20 protein-coding genes and 1 tRNA gene are annotated in these 23,331 nt (G+C 71.6%); 14 read left to right on the forward strand and 7 right to left on the reverse strand.

The genetic code is table 11. The annotated features are described in order from the left end of the window. Positions 1-141: 141 nt before the first annotated feature. A complete protein-coding gene (locus VGK78_RS13030) occupies positions 142-1,224 on the forward strand; it encodes a DNA polymerase domain-containing protein (RefSeq protein WP_331528079.1) in 1,083 nt (360 codons plus the stop codon). Positions 1,225-1,279: 55 nt separating this feature from the next. Then, on the forward strand, positions 1,280-2,200 hold the full coding sequence (locus tag VGK78_RS13035) for a glycosyltransferase (RefSeq protein WP_331528080.1): 921 nt from the start codon (positions 1,280-1,282) through the stop codon (positions 2,198-2,200). On the opposite strand, the gene VGK78_RS13040 is transcribed toward VGK78_RS13035, so the two are convergent. From VGK78_RS13040 to VGK78_RS13060, 5 genes are all read right to left on the reverse strand, one after another. Further along, positions 2,151-2,975, reverse strand: coding sequence for a hypothetical protein (locus tag VGK78_RS13040; protein ID WP_331528081.1), 825 nt, complete (start codon positions 2,973-2,975; stop codon positions 2,151-2,153). The genes VGK78_RS13035 and VGK78_RS13040 overlap by 50 nt on opposite strands. A 7-nt stretch (positions 2,976-2,982) precedes the next feature. Continuing rightward, the gene (locus VGK78_RS13045; RefSeq protein ID WP_331528082.1) at positions 2,983-3,519 is read right to left on the reverse strand and encodes a hypothetical protein; all 537 of its coding nucleotides are present in this window, start codon (positions 3,517-3,519) and stop codon (positions 2,983-2,985) included. Between the two features lie 46 nt (positions 3,520-3,565). Further along, complete coding sequence (locus VGK78_RS13050; protein ID WP_331528083.1) at positions 3,566-4,690, reverse strand: ATP-dependent DNA ligase; 1,125 nt, start codon at positions 4,688-4,690, stop codon at positions 3,566-3,568. A gap of 79 nt (positions 4,691-4,769) precedes the next feature. Further along, a complete protein-coding gene (locus tag VGK78_RS13055; protein WP_331528085.1) occupies positions 4,770-5,432 on the reverse strand; it encodes a response regulator transcription factor in 663 nt (220 codons plus the stop codon). Next, entirely contained in the window at positions 5,429-7,489 is a 2,061-nt protein-coding gene (locus VGK78_RS13060) for a sensor histidine kinase (RefSeq protein ID WP_331528086.1), read from the reverse strand. The genes VGK78_RS13055 and VGK78_RS13060 overlap by 4 nt, the downstream gene beginning before the upstream one ends. Before the next feature lie 169 nt (positions 7,490-7,658). Between VGK78_RS13060 and VGK78_RS13065 the strand changes: the two genes are divergently transcribed. Next, complete coding sequence (locus VGK78_RS13065; RefSeq protein ID WP_331528087.1) at positions 7,659-8,111, forward strand: hypothetical protein; 453 nt, start codon at positions 7,659-7,661, stop codon at positions 8,109-8,111. Between the two features lie 17 nt (positions 8,112-8,128). Here the strand turns inward: VGK78_RS13065 and VGK78_RS13070 are convergent. Then, positions 8,129-8,207: transfer RNA gene (locus tag VGK78_RS13070), tRNA-Gln, on the reverse strand. A gap of 141 nt (positions 8,208-8,348) precedes the next feature. Between VGK78_RS13070 and glmU the strand changes: the two genes are divergently transcribed. Continuing rightward, complete coding sequence (gene glmU, locus VGK78_RS13075) at positions 8,349-9,770, forward strand: bifunctional UDP-N-acetylglucosamine diphosphorylase/glucosamine-1-phosphate N-acetyltransferase GlmU (RefSeq protein WP_331528088.1); 1,422 nt, start codon at positions 8,349-8,351, stop codon at positions 9,768-9,770. A 3-nt stretch (positions 9,771-9,773) separates the two neighbouring features. Continuing rightward, entirely contained in the window at positions 9,774-10,757 is a 984-nt protein-coding gene (locus VGK78_RS13080; RefSeq protein ID WP_331528089.1) for a ribose-phosphate diphosphokinase, read from the forward strand. Between the two features lie 137 nt (positions 10,758-10,894). Here VGK78_RS13080 and pepN read toward each other — a convergent pair whose 3' ends face one another. Further along, a complete protein-coding gene (gene pepN / locus VGK78_RS13085) occupies positions 10,895-13,333 on the reverse strand; it encodes an aminopeptidase N (RefSeq protein ID WP_331528090.1) in 2,439 nt (812 codons plus the stop codon). Positions 13,334-13,603: 270 nt separating this feature from the next. Here pepN and VGK78_RS13090 point away from each other — a divergent pair, with 270 nt between their 5' ends. The 9 genes from VGK78_RS13090 (at position 13,604) to VGK78_RS13130 (ending at position 23,328) form a co-directional block, all read left to right on the forward strand. Then, positions 13,604-14,323, forward strand: coding sequence for a 50S ribosomal protein L25/general stress protein Ctc (locus VGK78_RS13090; RefSeq protein ID WP_331528091.1), 720 nt, complete (start codon positions 13,604-13,606; stop codon positions 14,321-14,323). Positions 14,324-14,403: 80 nt separating this feature from the next. After that, complete coding sequence (gene pth / locus VGK78_RS13095) at positions 14,404-15,003, forward strand: aminoacyl-tRNA hydrolase (RefSeq protein WP_331528092.1); 600 nt, start codon at positions 14,404-14,406, stop codon at positions 15,001-15,003. A 473-nt stretch (positions 15,004-15,476) separates the two neighbouring features. Beyond that, the gene (locus VGK78_RS13100) at positions 15,477-15,983 is read left to right on the forward strand and encodes a hypothetical protein (RefSeq protein WP_331528093.1); all 507 of its coding nucleotides are present in this window, start codon (positions 15,477-15,479) and stop codon (positions 15,981-15,983) included. A gap of 34 nt (positions 15,984-16,017) precedes the next feature. Beyond that, complete coding sequence (locus VGK78_RS13105; RefSeq protein ID WP_331528094.1) at positions 16,018-16,785, forward strand: 3'(2'),5'-bisphosphate nucleotidase CysQ; 768 nt, start codon at positions 16,018-16,020, stop codon at positions 16,783-16,785. Between the two features lie 81 nt (positions 16,786-16,866). Then, positions 16,867-17,031, forward strand: coding sequence for a hypothetical protein (locus VGK78_RS13110; RefSeq protein WP_331528095.1), 165 nt, complete (start codon positions 16,867-16,869; stop codon positions 17,029-17,031). 12 nt (positions 17,032-17,043) lie between these two features. After that, a complete protein-coding gene (locus tag VGK78_RS13115) occupies positions 17,044-18,345 on the forward strand; it encodes a serpin family protein (RefSeq protein ID WP_331528096.1) in 1,302 nt (433 codons plus the stop codon). A gap of 19 nt (positions 18,346-18,364) precedes the next feature. Then, positions 18,365-18,934, forward strand: coding sequence for a hypothetical protein (locus tag VGK78_RS13120; RefSeq protein ID WP_331528097.1), 570 nt, complete (start codon positions 18,365-18,367; stop codon positions 18,932-18,934). Between the two features lie 102 nt (positions 18,935-19,036). Further along, a complete protein-coding gene (gene mfd / locus VGK78_RS13125; protein WP_331528098.1) occupies positions 19,037-22,609 on the forward strand; it encodes a transcription-repair coupling factor in 3,573 nt (1,190 codons plus the stop codon). Continuing rightward, positions 22,606-23,328, forward strand: a complete 723-nt coding sequence (locus VGK78_RS13130; protein ID WP_331528099.1) for a hypothetical protein — start codon at positions 22,606-22,608, stop codon at positions 23,326-23,328. Before mfd ends, VGK78_RS13130 begins: the two co-directional genes overlap by 4 nt. Positions 23,329-23,331 lie beyond the last annotated feature (3 nt).

The raw sequence follows: 23,331 nt of genomic DNA on the forward strand, positions 1-23,331 counted from the left end.
AGTACGGCGTACTCCTCCGGGGACAACCGCTCGCGCCACTCCTCGTCGCTCTTCTCCACCTGGTAACCCATGCCTCCAGGCTACCGGCGGGCACCAGTCCTGCTCCCTCCCAGGGACGACCCATCCGGCTAGCCTGACGGCATGCCCAAGACGCCCGCAGCGGAGGTACAGGCAGGGGAGCGCTCGGTGCGGGTGAGCAGTCCGGACCGGATCATCTACGAGGCGACCGACCGCACCCCCGAGGTCACCAAGCTGATGGTGGCGGAGTACTTCGCCAGCGTGGACGACGGGCTGATGCGCGCCCTGCGTCACCGGCCGACGGCCCTGGAGCGCTGGACCGCGGGTGTGCGTCCGGGCATGAGGCTGGCGACGAGCACCACGGACAAGGACGCCGACGCGTTCTACCAGAAGCGCGTGCCCAAGGGGGCCCCCGACTACCTCGAGTCGGTGCAGGTCACCTTCCCCTCCGGGCGTACGGCGGACGAGGTCTGCCCGACCGAGATCGCCGTCCCGGTCTGGTGCGCGCACATGGGCACGCTCACCTTCCACCCCTGGCCGGTACGCCGCGACGACGTGGACCGCCCGGACGAGCTCAGGATCGACCTCGACCCGCAGCCGGGAACGACGTTCGCGGACGCGGTGCGGGTGGCGCTGGTCGCGAGGGAGCTGCTGGAGGAGCTCGGCCTGGAGGGCTACCCGAAGACCAGCGGAAACCGCGGCGTCCACATCTACGTGCGGATCGAGCCGCGGTGGGAGTTCGTCGACGTCCGGCACGCCGCGATCGGCTTCGGTCGGGAGCTGGAGAAGCGCGACGACGGCGTCACGACCGCCTGGTGGAAGGAGGAGCGTGGCGAGCGGATCTTCGTGGACTTCAACCAGAACAACCGCGACCGCACCATCGCCTCGGCGTACTCCCTCCGCCCGATCCCGGGCGCGCCCGTCTCGACACCCATGACCTGGGACGAGCTGAGGGACGTGACCGACCCGGCGGCGTACAACCTCTTCACCGTCCCGGACCGCCTCACCGACGGCGACCCGTGGGCGACGATCGACGACGAGCACTACTCCCTGGAGCCGTTGCTGAGGCTCTTCGAGGAGCAGGGCGCGGTCGAGCTCAACTACCCCCCGGACTATCCGAAGATGCCGGGCGAGCCGCCGCGGGTGCAGCCGAGCAAGAAGGTCGCGGCCCACTGGGACGAGCAGGGCAACCGGATCGTCGACTGACGGGTCCGCTTCGGGTGGTCGGCCTGCGGCCACGGGCACGCCCTAGGGTTTCCGCATGCGTTCGTGGCGGTCGGCGGTGCTCGGCCGGCCCGCCGTCTCGGTCGCGATGGCGACGTACAACGGGGAGCGCTACCTGCCGGAGATGCTGGAGAGCCTGGCCGCGCAGACCCGACGACCCGACGAGCTGGTCGTCCGCGACGACGCCTCCGAGGACGGCACCGTCGGCATCCTCCACGCGTTCGCGCGACGCGTGCCGTTCCGGGTCGAGGTGATCGCCGGCGGTCCCCGGCTCGGCTACGCGCAGAACTTCGTCGCCGCGAGCCGGGCCTGCTCCGGCCACGTCATCTTCTTCGCCGACCAGGACGACGTGTGGCGGCCGCCGAAGCTCGCCACCGTCGCCCAGCAGGTACGCCGACGCATGCCGCTCGCGTTCTTCCACGACTTCGCGCTGGCGACCGAGGACGGTACGCCGGTCGCCTCGTCGTACTACGACCTGCTCGCCGAGCGTGGCTTCCCGCCGGTCGCTGCGCTCAAGGGCTGCAGCATGGCCGTGACCCGCGGCTTCGTCGAGACCTGGGGCTGGCCGCCGCCGGACGCGCGGGTGTCGCACGACTTCTGGGTCGCCCTGCTGTCCACGGCCTTCGGCCAGCGTCGGAACCTGATGGAGCCGCTGATCGACCACCGGCTGCACGCGGCCAACGCCTCGGGCTGGATCCCGGGTGCCGCGTCACGAGCGTTCACGCGGCCCGGCGACGGCTCGGGTCCGGTCCGGCTCCTGATCGACCTCGTGCTCAAGCCGCCGCGGCTCGGCTCACGGACAGGGACCTTCCTCGAGGTGCTCGACGAGAGGGGGGACGCCGTGGACCCGGCTGCCGCCCGGCGCCTCCGCCGCCTGCTGAAGGCGAACCGGCGTCGCCACCAGAGGCTCAAGCGCGGTTCATCGTCTCCCGGGTCCACGCCTCCACCCCCGGCTTGACGGGGTGGTAGAGCAGTCCCGGCCGCTCGAACGCCTCGGGTCGCTCGTGGAAGTAGTCGTCGCGGACCGGCCGGAACCCGAAGGTCAGGTCCTCCGGACGGCCCGCCGGCGACTTGCCGACGTACGCGCCCCGCTCGCGACCGGGCGGCACGAACGAACCCTCCCCGCCGAGGTCCGCGACGCTCAGCCCGGCGGCCACGGCGGCCGTCACCAGCGTGAACTCGTAGTGCCCCTGCCACTCCTCCGACATCGCCGACGCGTAGGCCGACAGCAGCCGCGGCGACACGCGCATCAGCGGGTTGAACGAGCGCACCCACCGCTCCTCGGGTACGTCGTGCGGGGCACGCGCGGAGTGCCACCACGGCCACGTCGGCTGCTCGTGGCGGTACATCACCGTCGTGGTCAGCAGGTCCGCCTCGTCGTCGGCGAACCGGGCGAACAGGTCGCCCCACCTCCCGGCGAAGTCCACGTCGTACTCGCAGAGCCAGAGGTGGTCGGCCGGGTGCTCGGCGGTGAGTCCCAGGAGCACCGGCACCAGCAGGGTGTCGAGGTAGCCGCCCTGCACCCCACCGTGCTCGGCCATCGCGGCGTACCGGCTCGGCAGCACCTCGGCCGGGTCGTCGTAGCCGAACGGCGCGGTGGGTCGGGGGTAGGCGTCGTGGCTGAGCACGAGATGCCAGGTGACCAGGTCACCGCTCTCGGCGGCCAGCCGCTCGAAGTGGCGGCGTATCCGCGGCGTGTCCCGATGGGTCAGGAAGATCCCGGCCACGCTCATGGCGAGGTCACAGGCCGGTGACGCCCTCGCCCGATCCCGCCTGCTCGTCGAAGTTCTCGTGCTCGAGGAGGTGCAGCACCGGTACGCCGATCTTGCGGCGCGCTCGCGACGTCCAGTCCAGGTGGAAGAACTCAGACACCACGTGCGACCGGGTCAGGATGATCGCCTCGCGGCCGTCGAGCTCGGCGACCGCTGCCGCCAGCGCGTGGATCGGCTCGTCGTCGACGACCTTCCCGTCGGCGGTCGCCCCGGCCGCCCGCAGCGCCTCGAGGGTGGCGGCCAGGTCGCGCGACGACTCGCGCTCGCTCTCCTGGCGGACCGTCTCGACCGCCTCCGGGTCCAACGGCATCCTCGGCGCGGTCATGGTGTCGGCGGAGACCGCGCCCATGGCCGCCTCGACGCGCGCCGCGGCGTCCTCGACGGGCAGCAGGACGTGGTAGCGGACCTCCTCCTCGAGGCTCTCGTGCAGCGATCTCACCTGGGCGGCATCGGCGCCGGAGAGGGCCTGCTCGACCAGCAGTACGACGGTGTAGATCTCGCTCATCTCGACTCCCCGTACTCGGTGTTCAGCCTGGAGCCTAGCCACTTGCTCACGAAACCGGGCGCCCGCCGAGCACGTCGGTGAGGTCGTAGGAGACCGGCTCCTCGAGCTGGTCGTAGCCGCAGCTCTCGGGGTCACGGTCGGTGCGCCAGCGCCGGAACTGCGCGGTGTGCCGGAAGCGTCGGCCCTCCATGTGGTCGTAGGCGACCTCGATCACCAGGTCGGGCCGCAGCGGGGTGAAGCTGAGGTCCTTGCCCTGGCTCCACCGGCTCTGGGTGCCCGGCACCCGGTCCGGGTTGGCGACCAGGAACTCCGCCCACTGACCCCACGGATGCTCCTCGATCGGGACCACCAGCGGCTGCAGCTGCTCGATCAGCTCGGCCCGTCGGCTCTCGGTGAAGCTGGCGCTGACGCCGACGTGCTGCAGCGACCCGTCGACGTACAAGCCGAGCAGGAGGCTCCCGAGCAGCGGCCGCTCCGGCGTGCTGGTCTTGTGCTCGCGGTAGCCCGCGACGACGACGTCGGCGGTGCGCTCGTGCTTGATCTTGAGCATGGTCCGGGCGTTCTCGACGTACGGCGCGCCCAGCGGCTTGGCGACCACGCCGTCGAGGCCGGCGCCCTCGAACTGGTGGAACCACTCCTCCGCCTTCGCGGGATCGGTGGTGGTGCGGGTGACGAAGCAGGGACCGGTCAGGTCGCCGAGCGCCTCCTCCAGGGCGGCGCGTCGGTCGGCGAACGGCCGCTCGACGTACGCCGTGTCGCCCAGCGCCAGCAGGTCGAAGGCGACGAACCCGGCCGGCGTCTTCTCGGCGAGCATGTCGATCCGGCTCTTCGCCGGGTGGATGCGTTCCTGGAGCACCTCGAACTCCAGCCGGTCGACGCCGTCGTCGCTGCGCAGCGCCACGAAGATCTCTCCGTCGAGCACCACCCGGTCGGGAAGCGCCTCCCGCATCGCCGTGACGACCTCGGGGAAGTACCGGGTCAGCGGCTTGGTGTTCCGGCTCGCCAGCTCGACGTCGTCGCCGTCCTTGAAGACCAGGCAGCGGAAGCCGTCCCACTTCGGCTCGAAGCTCAGCCCCGGGACGTCACCGACCGTGTGCTGGGCGGGGTCGGGGATGCCCTTGACGCTCTTGGCCAACATCGGGCGCACCGGGGGCATCACGGGAAGGTCCACCCCGACACCTTAGGGCGGAAGTCCGCGGCGTTCGGCGCGCGCGACGATCAGGGGCCCAGCACGCACGCGCGCACGGTTCTCAGCCGACCTGGCCGCCGCCGACGTGCTCGCCGCGGACGCGGAGGGCTGCCTGGGTGCGGTCGCGGACCTGGAGCTTGTCGAGGATGCGTGAGACGTAGTTCTGCACCGTCTTCACGCTCAGACCCAGGTCGCGGGCGATCTGCTGGTTGCTGCGCCCCTCGCCGAGCAGCTCGAGGACGTCGGCCTCCCGCTCCGTGAGTCCCGCGAACGACGACGGGCGACCCGGCCCCGGTCGGTCACCGGTGGCCGCGGCCGCCAGCAACCGGGACGCGACGCCCGGGCCGAAGACCGCGCCGCCCGAGGCGACCGTCGTCACCGCCGCAGCGATCTCCTCGCCGGTCGACCCCTTGAGGACGTAGCCCCGGGCCCCGGCACGCATCGCCGCCAGCACGGTGTCGTCGTCGTCGACCATGGTCACCACGAGGACCGCCGGGGGATCCGGGAGCGCGCAGGTCAAGGCGGTGGCCTCGACCCCCGACATCGACGGGAGGTTGAGGTCCATCAGCACGACGTCGGCCGTCCCGGTAGCGGCCGCCTCGACCGCCTCGGGGCCGTCGGCGGCGCGGCCGACCACCTCGATGCCGGGGATGGCCGCCAATGACGCGGCGAGCCCTTCGCGGAACACCGGGTGGTCGTCGACGACCAGCACACGGACCGTCATGACGCGACCACCTCTGCGACAGAGGGAAGGGGAGGTGTGGACGTGGGTGTCGGGGCCGGCGCGGGAGTGGGCGTCGGCACGGGCAGCTCGGCGACGACGCGCGTGCCCCTCTCGCAGGTCACGATCACGCTGCCGCGCATCTCCTCGGCACGCTCCCGCATCGTGTGCAGTCCGTTCCCGGCCGACCGGGACGGTCCGATGCCGACGCCGTCGTCCTCCACGACGAGCCGGAGCAGACCGGCCGCGGGCTCCAGGGTCACCCGGCACCACCCGGCCTCCGCGTGCCGGACCACGTTGGTGACCGCCTCGGTGATGATCCGGAACGCCGCCACCTCGGCCGCGGCCGGGAGCGGCGGCAGCGGAGCGACCTCCACCTCCACGCGCATTCCGGTCCCAGCGGTGAGGCGGTGGACCGACTGCTCGACCGCACCGGCCAGGCCCAGCTCGTCGAGGGCGGGCGGCCGCAGGCCCTCGACCACCCGGCGTACGTCGAGGACGGTGGCGCGCAGCTCCTCCCGCAGTGCCCGCACCAGCTGGGCGGCGTGCCCGTCGGGATCGACCTCGCGGGCGATCACGTCGAGGCGCAGCAGGTGACCCGCGAGCGCCGGGCCGAGGCCGTCGTGGAGGTCGCGTCGCAGCCGGCGGCGCTCCTCCTCCCGGGCCAGGACCACCCGCTCGAGGGCTCTCTGGAGGTCCTGGGTGAGCCGGTGGTCGTGCAGCACGCCGCCGAGGTGAACGGCGAGATCCTCCAGCAGCCGCCGGTCGGCCGGCCGCAGGCGCGTGGCCGGCTGGTCGAAGCGCAACGTACCCACGCGCTCGCCGTACACGAGCAGCGGTATCTGTTCGTCCTGCGCAGGATCCGTCGACCCGAGGTCGTCCGCCGCCGCGGCGAGCACGTGGCCGTGGGCGTTCTCGATCCGGACCCGGCGGAGCCCCAGTGCGGCGAGCTCGGTGGTCGCCTCCTGCAGCAGACGGTCGATGTCGGCGGTGGCCTCGAGTCGCTGGCCGAGCCGCGCGAGCACCTCGTAGGGCTCCTGCCAGCGTCCGAAGAGCACGCGATCCACGCCCCGCTGGAGCAGGTCGCGCAACGGCGCGAACGACACCGCGACCACGCCGACCGCCACCGCCGGGAGCCAGGCCACCGTGCCCGTGTCCAGCACACCGCCGAGGGCGGCGATGACGAGCGCGTAGATGCCCGCGACCAGTGCCGAGAGCAGGATCCAGACCGCGGTCCGGTTCGCCGCCGTACGCAGGTCGTAGAGGCGACGCGCCAGCACGGCGAACCCGATGCTGACCGGGAGCGGCAGCACCAGGACGGAGAACGGGTCGCCGGGAAGGCCCGGGATGAACGCGAGCGGCGCGGCCAGGATCGGCAGCCCGGCGGTCACCGCGACGATGCGGATCTGCTGACGCTCGAGCGGAGTGCCGCGCCGCCATCGCTCCCGCAGCTGCAGGAGAGCCAGGACGACGAGGACCAGAGCCAGGGGGATGCTCAGGAAGAAGGAGACAGGCTCCAGGACGCGCAGGATCCCCGACGGTGCCAGGGGGTTGTGCCAGCCCGTGAGCCCGAGGTCGGCATCCGGCGCGAGCAACGTGTTGGCCACCGCGGCGACGTTGACGACCACCAGGAGACGGGGGAGCCAGCGCCATCGCAGTGAGGCGATCCGGCCGGTGGGGAAGAAGATCGGCAGCCCCAGGATGAGGCTGAACCACCCGACGTCGCGGATCACGCCGCCGACCAGTAGCAGGGCCGAGACCGCATGGAGCGTGCCGGGGTGGCTCAGGCCGTAGGTCCCGGCGTCGATGGCGGCGTTGCTCACCGACCAGGCGGTGCCTCCCCACAGCAGCAGCCAGCCGATCGGGTGCCGCGGACGGGCGGCCACGACCACTGCGCCGGTGACGTCGAACAGGCCCACCACCGCCACGCCCAGCAGAGCGTCGACCACCGTGTGGTCACCGTCGACCGCGATGGAGACGGTCAGGCCCGCCGCGGACAGCACCAGGGCGACCGCGATCACGCCCCACAGGAGGGTCGTCCGTGCTCTCGCGCCGCGCATGGGGACAAGGGTGAGTCCCGCTGGTCAGTCCGGCAAGGGGCGGTTTCCCACGCGGCCTGGGAGTTCTTCCCAGCCGTCGACGGTGTCGGTGCCCTCGTCGGTGGGAGCAGGCTCGTCGACCCTGGTGCAGCCGGCCGCACGGGCCGCCAGAACCCAAAGGAGCTCGACCATGAACCGCACCTCCGTCATCTGCACCGTGGCCGGTGCGTTGGCCGCCGGGGCCCTCGTCGCGAGCACGACGGCCGGTACGGCGTCCGCCTCGGACAGCGCCAGGAGCCACACGCTGACCTTCAGGTCCCACACCCTCGGCAGCACCAACGCCGGCACGGGCGGACACCTGCTGATCGAGAGCGACCGGGCCGCCAGCTCCGGCCGCACGATCGGCTACACCGCCAACACCTGCGCCTTCGACTTCACGACCCACCAGGCCCACTGCTACGTCAGCCTCGCGCGTCCGCGTGGCCAGATGCGCTTCAAGGCCACGGTCAGCGTCGACACCGGCGCCATCACGGGCAAGGTCGTCGGCGGCACGGGCGTCTACAAGGGCATCACCGGAACCGTCACCGGTCACCCCAGCTCCACCCCGGACGTGCCCGTGATCACCATCCACTGGAACGGCTGAGCCCGAACCTGCCTCGGCTCCCCGGGTAGGAGTCGAACCTACGTCGCTAGTCCTGATTCAAAGTCAGGCGGGCCCTGCCGACAGACCAACCGGGGAATGCGTAGGTAGAGGTTAAGGGTGCTGTGCCTGAGGGCGGTCCATGGACCGTCCTCAGGCACACGACCCGTGGCGCCGGAAGAAGGATCGGCCTTTCGGAGGATGGCACGGGGCCGGAGCGCGGGGGATACGTTGGTCCTCATGGCGAGCGACCTCACCGTGATCGTGCTGGCGGCGGGCGGAGGCACCCGCATGAGGTCGAAGACGGCCAAGGTCCTGCACGAGATCGGCGGCCGCAGCATGGTCGGCCACGTCCTCGCCGCCGTCGCGGCGCTTGCGCCGACCCGGGTCGTCGCGGTGGTGGGCCACCAGCGCGACCAGGTGGGGCCCCACATCCAGGCGTTGATGCCCGACGTCGTGCTCGCGGTGCAGGACGACCAGCAGGGCACCGGGCACGCCGTACGCATCGCCGTCGACGCCGCCGGTACGTCGTCCGGCACGGTCCTGGTCGTGTACGGCGACACCCCGCTGCTGCGTGGGGACAGCCTGCGCGACTTCGCCCTGGAGCACGAAGCCGCCCAGAGCGCGGTGAGCGTGCTGAGCGGCGTCGTCGACAACCCGTTCGGCTACGGGCGGATCGTGCGCAACGACGAGGGCGACGTCGAAGGGATCGTCGAGGAGCGGGACGCCACCCCCGAGCAGCGGGAGATCCACGAGATCGGCTCCGGGATCTTCGCCTTCGACGCGGAGTTCCTGGTCGACGTGCTGCCCCGGATCGGCAACGACAACGCCAAGGGGGAGTACTACCTCACCGACACCGTCGGCCTGGCCCGCGAGGCTGGACTGACGGTGGGTGCGTTCCCGCTCGAGGACGTGATCCAGACCGAGGGCGCGAACGACCGGGTGCAGCTCGCCCACCTCGGCCGCGAGCTCAACCGCCGCATCGTCGAGCGGTGGATGCGCGACGGTGTCACCGTGATGGACCCCGGGACCACCTGGATCGAGACCGACGTCCGGCTCGCGCCCGACGTGATCCTGCTGCCGAACACCCAGCTGCTCGGCGCCACCGTCGTCGGCGAGGACACGGTGATCGGTCCGGACACCTCTCTCAAGGACTGCGAGATCGGGGCCGGCGCCCGGGTCGTGCGCGCGCACGGCGAGCTCGCGGTCGTGGGTGACGGTGCGAACGTCGGTCCCTATGCCTACCTCCGGCCCGGGACGGCGCTCGGGCTCGGAGGCAAGATCGGGACCTTCGTCGAGACCAAGAACGCCACGATCGGCGCAGGTGCCAAGGTGCCGCACCTGTCGTACGTCGGGGACGCCGAGATCGGTGAGGGCACCAACATCGGGGCGGGCACGATCTTCGCCAACTACGACGGCACCCGGAAGCACCGCACCACCGTCGGCAAGGGCGCCAAGACCGGGGCCAACAACACCTTCGTCGCCCCGGTCTCGATCGGCGACGGCGCGATGACCGGAGGAGGCGCCGTCGTACGACGTGACGTGCCGCCCGGCAACCTCGCCGTCTCGGGCGGGCCACAGCGCAACCTCGACCGGCGCGTTCCGCGCGAGTCCGAGCCCACCTCGGTGCGAGACCCGGCGGACGATGAGGGAGAATCCTGACCTGTGAGCTCGACGACGAAGAGGACCACCGAGAAGCATCTGATGGTCTTCTCCGGACGGGCTCATCCCGCGCTGGCCGACGAGGTCGTCGCCGGTCTCGGCATCGAGTTGGTGCCCACGCAGGCCTACGAGTTCGCCAACTCCGAGACCTACGTCCGCTACGAGGAGTCGGTGCGCGGCTCCGACGCCTTCGTGATCCAGAGCCACACCGCGCCGATCAACGAGTGGCTGATGGAGCACCTGATCATGGTCGACGCTCTGAAGCGGGCCAGTGCCAAGCGGATCACCGTGGTGATGCCCTTCTACGGTTACGCGCGCCAGGACAAGAAGCATCGCGGCCGTGAGCCGATCTCGGCGCGGCTGGTGGCCGACATGTTCAAGACCGCCGGCGCCGACCGGCTGATCACCGTCGACCTGCACGCCGACCAGATCCAGGGTTTCTTCGACGGCCCCGTCGACCACCTGTTCGCGCTGCCGATCCTCGCGTCGTACGTCAAGGAGAAGTACGGCGACCACGAGCTCATGGTGGTCAGCCCAGATGCCGGCCGGATCCGGGTCGCCGAGCGCTGGTCGTCGCGGCTGAACGGCGCGCCGCTGGCGTTCATCCACAAGACGCGCCGCAAGGACCGACCCAACGAGACCGTCGCCAACCGCGTGGTCGGCGACGTCAGTGGCCGCATCTGCATCCTGGTCGACGACATGATCGACACCGGCGGCACGATCGTGCACGCGGCCGAGGCTCTGGCGCGGGACGGTGCGGCCGGGGTGGTCATCGCCGCCACCCACCCGATCCTCTCGGGAGACGCGGTCGACCGGCTGAAGAACAGCGTGGTCACCGAGATCGTGGTCACCAACACACTGCCGATCCCCGACGAGAAGCGCTTCGACAAGCTGACCTGCCTGTCGATCGCCCCGCTGCTCTCCCAGGCCATCAAGGAGGTCTTCGAGGACGGGTCGGTCACCAAGATGTTCGACGGCCAGGCCTGACCGCGTCGAAACCCCGTGACGGTGCCGGGGGTGGCCGGTCCATCACGCTGGGTAGATGAACCAGCACTGGGCCCGGTGAACTCCGCTTGCCGAGTGCCGATTCGACCACTCAGCGTGATGAACCGTCCGCAGCCAGGTCACCCGGCCTGCCGCACCCGCAGCGCCACGTCGTAGTCGTCGACCGTGTCCTCCCACCCGCGCCGGAGCACGGTGTTGGTGACAGTCGCCGAGGCGTCGTCGAGCTCGTCGCGGAACCTCCGGAACCGGTCCAGACCCATCGGCGTCCGGGGCGCGGCGTACGCCGCGGCGTCGGCGAACGACTGGCTGCGCTCCGCGATGTGCGGCGCGTCCTCGAGGTAGCGGTCGAGGTACGGCGCGAACAGCGCCTCCTGGCCGGGCGTCCACAGGCCCGAGACCAGGGCGGTGAAGTCACGGTTGGACACGGCCGGGTCGCAGATCCGCCGCCAGGCGTCCTCCTTCGCGCCGGGTTCGGGTCGGCCGGCGAGGGCTGCCAGTGAGGACTGGTGTCCGTAGGAGGAGCGGTCGGCGGCGGCCTCGGCCTCGATCAGATCCGTGCCCGCCGCGCCGAGCTCCACCAGACGGCGTACGACGATCCAGCGGGTGTCGCGGTCGACGTCGAGCCCGCGCCGGGCCCTGCCCGACTCGAGCCAGCGCCGGAGCAGCTGGACGTCGGTGGTGGTCATCGCCAGCCGCCGCATCGCGGCGAGCCCCCGGGCGGCGTCGCCGGCCTCGAGCGCGGCCGCACACACGTCGGCGACCACGCGCTCAGCACCGGCCAGCGCTTCAGGAGCGGTCCACTGCGGCACCACGACCCGGGTCACGCGCTGGAGGACCCCGTCGAAGACGACGGGGTCGGTCTCCTCGGCGAGGTGGCCCTCCACCATCGTGAAGTACTCCGCGGTGGTCGACAGCCCGGACCGCACGCGCGTCATCGCGTTGGTCCATGTCACCGCCCGGAGCAACGGGTCGGGCACGGTCGCGAGGTCGTCCACGGCTGCCTGCCACGAGACGTCGTCGAGCAGGACCGCGGCGTACGCCTCGTCCCCGGCGTTGGGGATCACCGGAGCGCCCGCGAAGTCGGGGAGGGCGAGCGGCTCGTCGGCGAGGTCGACCAGCCGGACCTCGGTCACCGTCGAGTCGTCGAGGGCCGCGACGGAGAACCTGTGAGGACGCGAGCCCTCACGCGTCAGGACCGGGACGTCGCCGTCGCGGATCACCCGGATGGTGTCGTAGCCGGTGGTGCGCAGGTACGCCTCGGCCCACCCGCGCACGTCACGCTCGGTGACGGAGTCGAGCGCCTCGAGGAAGTCCGAGAGCTCGGCGTTCCCGAACCGGTGGCGCGTGAGGTAGACGTTGGTGCCCTTCACGAAGGTGTCCCAGCCCAGCCAGATGACGAGCTGGTGGAGGACCGACGCCCCCTTGGCGTAGGTGATCATGTCGAAGTTGTTGAACGCCGTGTCGACGTCGACCAGGTGCTCGGCCTCCTCCGCGATCGGGTGGGTCGAGCGGCGCCTGTCGGCGGAGTAGGCGCTCGGCTTGCGGCTCAGGGTGAAGTTCGGCCACGAGCCCGGTACGCCGACCTCGTGGGCCACGTGGTAGCCCATGAAGTCCGCGAACGACTCGTTGAGCCAGGTGTCCTGCCACCACTTCATCGTCACCAGGTCGCCGAACCACATGTGCGCCATCTCGTGCGCGATCACCTCGGCGCGGTTGACGATCTCGCCGGCGTCCGGCTCGTTGCGGGGCAGGTACTCGTCGCGGAACGTCACGCAGCCCGCGGTCTCCATCGCGCCCCAGTTGTGGCCGGGGCCCATCACCTGGTCGTAGGAGTCGAAGGGGTACGGCTCGTCGAACGCGCTCGTGTAGAAGTCGAAGCAGGCCTCGGTGACGCGCTTCATCTCCTCGAAGTCGCGGTCGAGCGCGTCCGCGAGCGACGCCCGGGCGTGCCAGCCGAAGGGCAGCCCGGCGTGCTCCCAGGTGCGGGAGTGCCACGGGCCGGCGCAGACCGTGAAGAGGTACGTCGAGATCGGCGGCGTCGTGGTGAACGTGCGGACGCCGTCGTGCTCGCCGGCCGCGCGGCCGTTGGCGAGGACCGTCCAGTCCGCCGGCGCCCGGACCGACAGCGTGATCGGAGCCTTGAGGTCGGGCTGGTCGAAGCAGGCGAAGACCTTGCGCGCGAGGTCCATCCCCGCGTACGCCGCGACGTAGGTGGTGTCGTCGGCGGGGTCGGTGAACGTGTGCATCCCGTCGCCGTCGTTCACGTAGGGAACGCGGGCCTCGACCACGACCTCGTTGCGGGGCCCGAGGTCGTGCAGGGTGATCCGGTGGCCGTCGTACGCCGGCGACGTGACGGGTGAGTCGTTGACGGTCAGGCGTAGCTGGTCGGCGTGGGAGAGCTCGAGGAACGTCGTGGCCCGGGGGTCGGCCAGCGAGAAGGCGACCGTGGTGCGGCATTCGAAGTCCTCGCGCGAGGTCAGGTCCAGCTCGATGCGGTAGCTGACGTCGGAGATCCGGGCGGAGCGTTCGACCGCCTCGGGATAGGCCAGGGAGGACACCCTGCCGACCCTAGACGAGGCGATGAGACGGCGGACGGCTGGATTTCGAGACGGGTCGGGATTCGTCAGGGCGCGCACGCCTGTCTAGACTGCCGTGGTTGCCTCGGCGAGGGAGCCGCGCCAGCACCCCAGGGACAGACAGGGGCCGGCACGGTGTCCGTGATCGACAGGGCGGCGTACACGCCGCGCCGGTCGCGCGGCGTTCCTCGTTGCAGGCCAGACGCCCAAGACGCCCCAGACGCAGAGCGACCAACGAGGAGAGCCGCCGGCATGCCCGAGAAGATCACCGCGGAGAAGCGCACCGAGTTCGGCAAGGGTGCCGCCCGTCGCATCCGCCGCGAGCACAAGATCCCGGCCGTGGTCTACGGCCACGGCAACGACCCGATCCACGTGACCCTGCCGGGTCACGACACGATGATGGCGCTCAAGCACGGCGGTGCGAACGCGCTCCTGGAGCTCGACATCGACGGCTCCAGCCAGCTCGCGCTGACCAAGCAGGTGCAGGTCGACCCGATCCGGCGGGTGCTGGAGCACATCGACTTCGTGGCCGTCCGCCGCGGCGAGAAGGTCACCGTCGACGTCCCGATCCACGTGTCGGGCGACGCCGCCCCGGAGACCCTGGTCGTCACCGAGCACGCGACCGTCCAGGTCGAGGCCGAGGCCACCAACATCCCCGAGCGCATCGAGGTCTCCGTCGAGGGCGCCGCGATCGGGACTCAGATCCACGCCTCCGACCTGGTCCTGCCGGAGGGTACGACGCTGCTCACCGACCCCGAGTCGCTGGTCGTGAACGTCACCCAGGCGCAGAGCGCCGAGCAGCTCGAGGCCGAGCTCGCCGAGGCCGAGGCCGAGGCCGGCATCGTGCACGAGGAGGCCGAGGAGGCCGTCGAGGCCGCGGAGGGCGAGGCTGCCGAGGGCGAGGGCGCGTCCGCCGAGGGCGAGGCCGCCGAGGGCGAGGCCGCTTCGGCCGAGGGCGACACCGCCGAGTGAGGCTCCTGCACCGCCCGGGCTGGCTGCGTCGCGGTCCGGCCCGGGCGCGTGCGTCATCCGAGGCCGGAGAGGTGGGCGCGATGGCGGGCGAGCCCGCGCAGGTGTGGCTCGTGGTCGGGCTGGGCAACCCGGGACCGTCGTACGCCGGCCATCGCCACAATGTCGGCTACCTGGTCACCGCCGAGCTGGCCGAGCGCATGGGTGCGTCGTTCCGGGCGCACAAGTCCGGTCGGGCGGACGTCGTCGAGGGGCGACTGGCGCCGCCTGGGAGCGATGGCCCGCGCGTCGTTCTGGTCCGCACCCGCTCGTACATGAACGAGGTCGGTGGGTCGGTCAAGCAGCTGGCGGCGTTCTACAAGGTGCCGCCCGAGCGGATCGTCGCCGTCCACGACGAGCTGGACCTGCCGTTCGACACGATGCGCGTGAAGCTCGGCGGCGGCGACAACGGACACAACGGGCTGCGCTCCTTGAGGAGTGCGCTCGGCACCGGCGACTTCCATCGCGTCCGGATCGGGGTCGGCCGGCCGCCGGGACGCCAGGACGTCGCCGACTTCGTGCTCTCCGACTACTCGGCGGCCGAGCGGAAGTCGGTGCCGCTGCAGGTCACGACCGCCGCCGACGCGGTCGAGTCCCTGCTGTCCGACGGCCTCGAGCGCACCCAGGCCCGCTTCAACTCCTGAGCCGGCGCGCTTCTCCGTCGTACGCCGGCATCACGATCCCGTGGGTCGAGCGTCTGGTTGTCGGCGGTATCCGAAAGGGCACCCCTCGTGGCCCGACGGAACCACGAGGAATTTAGGCAAAGATTCCCATTTCGGACTGGCGCTCGGACCCCTTCAGTGTCCAGAATGTCCCTGGTCGGACGTCGAGTCGGGGGACTCGATCACAGCGCCCGACCACGGGACGGGACCCGAGGGGGTCCCGATGGGGGAATGATCGTGGAGCTCGTCTCCTCGCGCGTGTCGAGGATTCATCCGGCGACGGCCACGTCCACTGGGCGTGACCGCGCGATCGTCGTACGGCCGACTGCCGTTCCTGTCCTGCGTCCCGCCCGGCGGCAGCGTGTCCGCCGGACGGCCGACGGAGGACGTCTCTCCCGCCCATACATGCCGCGGGCCACTCGGTCCGGGGCACACAGGGAACAGGAGACAACCAGATGAACAAGCCCAGCAGACGCGCAGTCGTCCGCACAGGCGTTTGGGCGGTGCCGGTCGTCGCGACCGCCGCCGCCGTCCCGGCGTTCGCGACCGGAAGCGGTCCCAGCTGCACCCAAGACGGCAACGTCTGCGTCGAGGGGATCGGGTCGGGGTGCAAGCTGCCCGGCGAGAGCACCCACAACGGTGAGACCTACTTCGGGTACCGCATGGTGGTCACGTTCGACAACAACACCACCAGCGACATCACCATCACGCTCGACGACTTCCAGATCAGCGGCAAGCCCACCATCGGCTTCCCGACGGGAAGCGTGCTCACGCTGTCCCCGGGTGCCAACCCGGAGCTGTTCATCGTGACCAGCTCGGCGAGCTCGCAGCGGTCGGCGACGATCTTCTACACCTACAACGCGGTCCAGTACCACGCGACGGTGCTCTTCGACACCTTCAACCCGTGCAAGTGCGACCCGAAGGACGCCGACCCGACAGACCCGAACGCCAACTGCTCCTGACGGCGGTACGACGACCGGAGACTAGGGTCGGTGCGTGACCGACACCGACCTGTCCCCGGACGCCGATGACCACGAACTGGCGGCCTGGTTGGCCACGACCGCGGGCGAGCGACTGCTCGACGTCCGCGAGTCGGGGCTGACCGGCCGGGAGCTCAAGGATGCCGGGGACAGGGCCGCCCACGAGCTGTTGGCGGACCTGTTGGCTCAGCACCGGCCGGCCGACGCCGTGCTCTCCGAGGAGGGCAAGGACGACAAGCGTCGCTTGAGCGCAGCCAGGGTCTGGATCGTGGATCCGCTCGACGGCACGCGGGAGTTCTCCGAACCTCCGCGTGACGACTGGGCGGTCCACGTCGCCCTGTGGGAGAACGGCGAGCTGGCGGCAGGCGCCGTCGCCCAGCCCGCCCTGCGCGAGGTCTTCCACACGGGGCGACCGCCCGTCGTACCACCGCGGACGAGTGCACGTCCCCGCATCGCTGTGTCGCGCACCCGGCCACCGGCCTTCGTGACGGCCCTGGCCGAGGAGATCGACGCCGACCTGGTCCCGATGGGATCGGCCGGCGTGAAGGTCATCTCCGTGGTGCGTGACGTCACCGATGCGTACGTGCATGCCGGCGGGCAGTACGAGTGGGACAACGCCGCCCCGGTCGCGGTGGCACGGGCGGCGGGCCTGTTCTGCTCACGTGTGGACGGCTCGGAGCTGCGCTACAACCAGGACGATGTCTCCCTTCCCGACCTGGTCGTCTGCCGGCCCGAGCTGTCCGCACCGATCCTGGAGTTCGTACGCCGCCACGGCACCGACTGAGCTCGCCGCCGGCCCCCGTATCAGGCACGCCCGCCGCCCCTCCTCATCGCAACGCACCCGAAGCACTCAGGGGGAGGGGCCATGTGGGACACCGTCGTCGAGATCTCGACACACCTCAGTCATGACCGGCCGTGCCCTCGGTGCGGTCACGGGGAGCACCAGTTCCTGCCCTGCGACCACTGCGCGTGTGCCGGGTCCGGCGCGACGGCGTACGTCGAGGAGCGGGAACCGGCGAGCGTCCGCTGACGTCCCAGCAGCATGCTGAGTCGTCGAGAGACCCTGCGAGCCCTGGGAGCAGCCGGAGTCGCGGCACCGGTCCTGGCCGCGTGCGGGGACGCCGACCCGGTCGGGGACCCTCCCGCGAGCGACAGCGGCCTGCGACTGGTGAAGGCGGACGTCTCGCGGAGCGCCGGCGACGCGTCGGCGGTCGCCGATGTCGTGGCGGCGATGGGGGCGTTCGCCACGGACCTGTGGCAGCAGGTCGGGGACACGGACGACAACCTGGCGCTGTCTCCCTGCTCCATCGCCACGGCCCTCGCGATGACCGCCAACGGTGCCGCCGGGGCGACCGCGAGCCAGATGCTCGACGTGCTGCACGTCGACTCGCTGTCGACGTACAACGCCGGGATGGCCGCACTGACCCAGGAGCTCGCGGCGCTGGCCGGCCCGGTGAGGCTGCGCGACGGCAAGAACGGCACCATCTCGCTGACGTCGGCGGACCAGCTGTTCGGCGACCGCTCGATGACCTGGCGCCGGGCGTTCCTCACCGTGCTCGCCAAGCAGTACGGCGCCGGGATGTACGACGTCGACTTCCTGCGCAACGCCGAGGGTGCGCGGGCGATCGTCAACCACTGGACCGCCGGCCGGACGCACGACCGCATCCCGGAGATCCTGCCCGAGGGAGCCGTCGACGCGAGCACCCGCCTGGTGCTGGTCAACGCCCTCTACTTCAAGGCGCCCTGGGACATCCCCTTCGAGAAGGCGGCGACCACCGAGGCGGCGTTCCACCGGGCCGGCGGCAGCACCGTGCAGGTCCCGATGATGCACGGCGACGCCGAGGGATCGGCCGTCTACCTCGAGGGGCGACACTTCACCGGCGCCCGGCTGCCGTACCGCTCCGGCACGCTCGCGATGACCGTGGCGCTGCCGACGGCCGACCACGACGCCGCGCTGGCGGAGCTGCTCGGCCGGGGCGGTCTCACCGCGACCAGCGAGTCGCCGGTCGCGGTCACCATGCCGCGGTGGCGCTATCGGATCCCCACTGACCTCCGCGGCCCTCTCATGAGCCTGGGGCTGACCGACGCGTTCGACGACGGCCGAGCCGACTTCTCCCGGATGACCTCCGACGAGCGCCTCCACGTCTCGTCCGTGCTGCACCAGACGTTCGTCGCGGTGGACGAGGACGGGACGGAGGCGGCCGCGGCGACCGCTGTCGCGGTCGCGGACAGCGCGGTGGCCATGAGCCACACCCTGGTGCTCGACCGGCCCTACCTTTTCGTCGTCCATGACACCGCCCACGGCACGCCGTTGTTCGTCGGGAGGGTCGCCGACCCCGGGTGATGGAGAGCACACTGGTGGCGTGGACCCCGAGCCCGAGCTGCTCGGCGACGAGCCGGTGCGGCTGCTGCGGGAGCGAGAGCAGGAACGAGAGCCGGCGGGCCCGGCGACGGGCGGTCGCGCCCGCCGGCGGCGCCGCGTGTGGTGGGTGGTGCTGACGCTCGTGCTCGTGGCCGGGACGATCGCGTGGTACGCCGACGACCGGCAGCGCGGGCACGAGGCGGATGCGCTGCGCACGTGCGACCTCCGGCTGGCGGAGGCATCGAACCGCGCGGACTACCGGATGGGCCTGACCACGAACTACGTGCGTCCGGTGGCGGGCGTCGACGGCCTCCGCGTCCATCTCGCGGACCTGATGGCGCCGCTGGCGCGGCGGGTGCTACCAGGGGTGCAGCGCGCCGACCGGATCTGCAAGGCGGTCTCGGTCCGGCCCTGGCACTGGTCGCTGGTGGCCCGACAGCACGCGGCCACGGCGTACTCAGGGGCGCTGGTCACGCTGCTGCAGGCGCTCGCGGCCCAGGGCCGCGGACCGTTCCCCGACGACGCGACGCTGCGGGGCCTGCGCAACGCCGCAGGTGTGAGCGGCGGCTGATCGGCGGCCCGTCGGCGGTCCCGACTATCCTCATGGGGTCACCCCCCACCCCGTTCCGGTTGGGGGTCGTCGTGCTGTCCCCTGCCCGCGAAAGGTCGCTGCGTGCTCACCTCCGCCCTCTCCGACGCCGTGCTGGCCGAGCCCTCGCTGGCGGCGGCGCTGGCCGACGCACCCCGGCTCGGCCGGCTCGACCTGACCGCGCCCGCCGGGGTGCGGCCGTTCCTGGTCGACGGGCTGGTCCGGTCCGGGCGCGTGGTGCTGCTGGTCACGGCCACGGGCCGCGAGGCAGAGGAGCTCACCGAAGAGCTGGGCACGCTGGTCGACCCGGCATCGATCGCCTACTTCCCGAGCTGGGAGACCCTTCCCCACGAGCGGCTGAGTCCGCGCAGCGACACCGTCGGCCGACGGCTCGCGGTGCTGCGCCGGCTGCGCCACCCCGGTGCCGACGCCGCGATCGGTCCGCTCCGCGTGGTCGTCGCACCGGTCCGGTCGATCCTCCAGCCTCAGGTGCGAGGGCTCGGTGATCTCGAGCCGGTGGAGCTGGAGCCCGGCGACACCGCCGAGCTCGACGAGGTCACCCGGCGGCTCGCGGACGCGGCGTACACCCGCGTCGACCTGGTGGAGAAGCGCGGCGAGTTCGCCGTCCGCGGTGGTCTGGTCGACGTCTTCCCGCCGACCGAGCAGCACCCGATCCGGGTGGAGTTCTGGGGCGACGAGGTCGAGGAGATCCGGTCGTTCGCCGTCGCCGACCAGCGCACGATCGAGAAGGTCGGCCGGCTGTGGGCGCCGCCGTGCCGCGAGCTGCTCCTGACAGAGGACGTACGCCGTCGCGCCGCGGCCCTGGGCGAGGCCCACCCGCAGCTCGCCGAGATGACCGACAAGATCGCGGCCGGCATCGCGGTCGAGGGCATGGAGTCGCTGGCACCGGTCCTCGTCGACGAGCTCGAGCTGCTGGTCGACGCGATGCCCGACGACACCCAGGTGGTCGTGGTCGACCCCGAGCGGGTGCGCACGCGCGCGCACGACCTGGTGGCGACCAGCGAGGAGTTCCTGGGTGCGTCGTGGGCCGCTGCCGCCGGCGGCGGCCAGGCGCCGATCGACCTCGGCGCCGCGTCGTACCGCGAGCTCGACGACGTCCTCGCCCATGCTCGCGAGCTCGGGCAGCCGTGGTGGTCCATCAGTCCGTTCGGGCTGGACGACGAGCTGGTCGGCGAGGGCGGCCGCACCGTGTCCGCCACCCCTGTCGACGGCTACCGCGGGGACGTCGAGCGCGTCGTCGCGGATCTCCGCGGCTGGCTCGCCGACGGCGACCGGGTCGTGGTCACCCACCCCGGGCACGGCCCCGCGCAGCGCATGGTCGAGGTGCTCGCCGAGCACGACGTCCCGGCCCGCCTGGTCGAGCCCGACGACGACGTCGAGCCCGAGCCCCACGTGGTGACCGTCACCTGCGCGACCCTGGCCCACGGCTTCGTCGCCGGCGGACTCGGGCTGGTGCTGCTCACCGGCGACGACCTCTCCGGGCAGCGCGGCGCGACCCGTGACCACAGCCGGATGCCGACCCGTCGCAAGCGGCAGATCGACCCGCTCGAGCTGTCCAAGGGCGACTACGTCGTCCACGAGCAGCACGGTGTCGGCCGGTTCGTCGAGATGCGGCAGCGCGAGGTGCACGGCGCGACCCGCGAGTACCTCGTGCTCGAGTACGGCGCCTCCAAGCGCGGGGGGCCGGCCGACATGCTCTACGTGCCGGCCGACAGCCTCGACCAGGTCACCCGCTACGTCGGCGGCGAGCAGCCGCACCTCGACCGCCTCGGCGGCTCCGACTGGAGCAAGCGGAAGAACCGCGCCCGCCGCGCGGTCCGCGAGATCGCCGCCGAGCTGATCAAGCTGTACGCCGCGCGCCAGGCCACGCAGGGCTTCGCGTTCGGACCGGACACGCCGTGGCAACGCGAGCTCGAGGACGCGTTCCCGTTCCACGAGACGCCCGACCAGCTGACCACGGTCGACGAGGTCAAGGCCGACATGCGGCAGACAGTGCCGATGGACCGGCTCGTCTGCGGCGACGTCGGCTACGGCAAGACCGAGATCGCGGTGCGGGCGGCGTTCAAGGCGGTGCAGGACGGCAAGCAGGTCGCCGTACTGGTCCCGACGACGCTGCTCGTGCAGCAGCACTACACGACGTTCGCCGAGCGGATGGGCGCGTTCCCGGTGACGATCCGGCCGCTGAGCCGGTTCCAGACCGAGAAGGAGGCGCGTGAGGTCGGCGACGGGTTGCGCGAGGGCTCGGTGGACATCGTGATCGGCACCCACCGGCTGCTCAACCCCGACATCAGGCTCAAGGACCTCGGCCTGATCATCGTCGACGAGGAGCAGCGCTTCGGCGTCGAGCACAAGGAACAGATGAAACGGCTGCGCACGAGCGTCGACGTGCTGTCGATGAGCGCCACCCCGATCCCGCGCACGCTCGAGATGGCGATCACCGGCATCCGCGAGATGTCGACCATCACGACACCTCCCGAGGAGCGACACCCGGTGCTGACCTACGTCGGCGCCTACGAGGACCGCACGGTCACCGCCGCGATCCGGCGCGAGCTCCTCCGCGAGGGCCAGGTGTTCTTCATCCACAACCGGGTGCAGTCGATCGAGAAGGCGGCCGCGCGCATCCGCGAGCTCGTCCCGGAGGCGCGGGTCGCGACCGCGCACGGCCAGATGGGCGAGCACCAGCTCGAGCAGGTGATGCTCGACTTCTGGGAGAAACGCTTCGACGTCCTGGTCTGCACCACGATCGTCGAGTCCGGGCTGGACGTCTCCAACGCGAACACGATGATCATCGAGCGGGCCGACGCCCTCGGGCTGTCGCAGCTCCATCAGCTCCGTGGCAGGGTCGGGCGATCCAGCGAGCGTGCCTACGCCTACTTCCTCTACCCGGCCGAGAAGCCGCTGACCGAGACCGCCCACGAGCGGCTCGCGACCCTGGCCCAGCACTCCGACCTCGGCGGCGGCATGGCGATCGCGATGAAGGACCTCGAGATCCGGGGCGCCGGCAACCTGCTGGGCGGCGAGCAGTCCGGACACATCGCCGACGTCGGCTTCGACCTCTACGTCCGGCTGGTCGGCGAGGCGGTGCAGGAGTTCCGCTCGGACGGCGCGCCGGCCGACGACCTCGGCGAGGTGCGCATCGAGCTGCCGGTGGACGCCCACCTGCCGCACACCTACATCCCGAGCGAGCGCCTGCGGCTGGAGATGTACCGGCGGCTGGCCGAGGTGCGCAGCGACGACGACGTCGACGCGATCCGCGACGAGATGGACGACCGGTACGGCGAGCCGCCGGTCGAGGTCGCCTCGCTGCTCCTGGTCGCGCGGTTCCGCGCGCGCGCCCGGCAGGCGGGCATCTCCGAGGTGACCATCGCCGGCCGCAACGTCCGGTTCTCGCCGGTGGTCGACCTGCCGGAGTCCCGCGTCCTCCGGCTCAACCGGCTCTACCCGCGCAGCATCGTCAAGAGCCAGGTCGGCACCCTGCTCGTGCCACGTCCGCAGACGGAGGTGATCGGGGGCCGTCCGATCGACGGGGTGGCCCTGCTTGAATGGGCGCGCACGGTCATCGACTCCGTGATCGACCCGGACCGTGCCCCCACCAGCCAGCCCAGCAGTGAGAACCTCACCAGGGAGTCATCGTGATCCTGTCGCGTCAGCGCCGCCGGCCCGTCGCGCTCGTCGGTCTCGCCGCGGCCGGCCTGCTCCTCACCGGGTGCGGGAGCTCGATCGGCATCCACCCCGGCTCCGCCGCGGTGATCGGCGACGACCGGGTGTCGATGAGCACGATCGACAACACGGCGACGCTCTACTGCAAGGCCTTCGTCACCGCCCAGCAGTCCCAGCAGCAGCAGTCCGGTCCGGCACCGATGGGCCTGTTCCGGAGCTTCGCGGCGGCGGGTCTCGCCAAGCGGGCGCTGGGGGAGCAGCTGGCGGACGAGTACGGCGTCGAGCCGGCGTCCGGCTACCAGGCGCAGGTCACCCAGCTCCAGCAGGTCCTGGCCTCGGCGCCGCAGGACCAGCGCGACGCGGTGATCGCCGTGTCCGGGAGCGACGCGTACCTCCAGAACGTCGAGGTCGCGATCGGCCAGCAGCTGACCGGGAAGACCGGCCAGTCCAACGCCGAGATCAAGGCGGCGCTCGAGCGCGGCCAGGTGGCGACGAAGGAATGGCTCAACAACCACGACGTCTTCCTCGACCCGGTCTTCGGCCTGTCCGTCGACGGCGGCAAGTTCACCCAGCAGCAGGACGAGACGTCGTACCCGCTGAGTGCGCTGGCCTCGGCCGGCGCCCAGGTCAACGGCCAGCAGGGTCCCCCGGAGACCTACACGTCGAAGCTGCCCACGGCGCAGGTCTGCGGCTGACCC

Origin of the sequence: Nocardioides sp. (assembly GCF_036503465.1) — a bacterium.
Lineage (GTDB): Bacteria > Actinomycetota > Actinomycetes > Propionibacteriales > Nocardioidaceae > Nocardioides.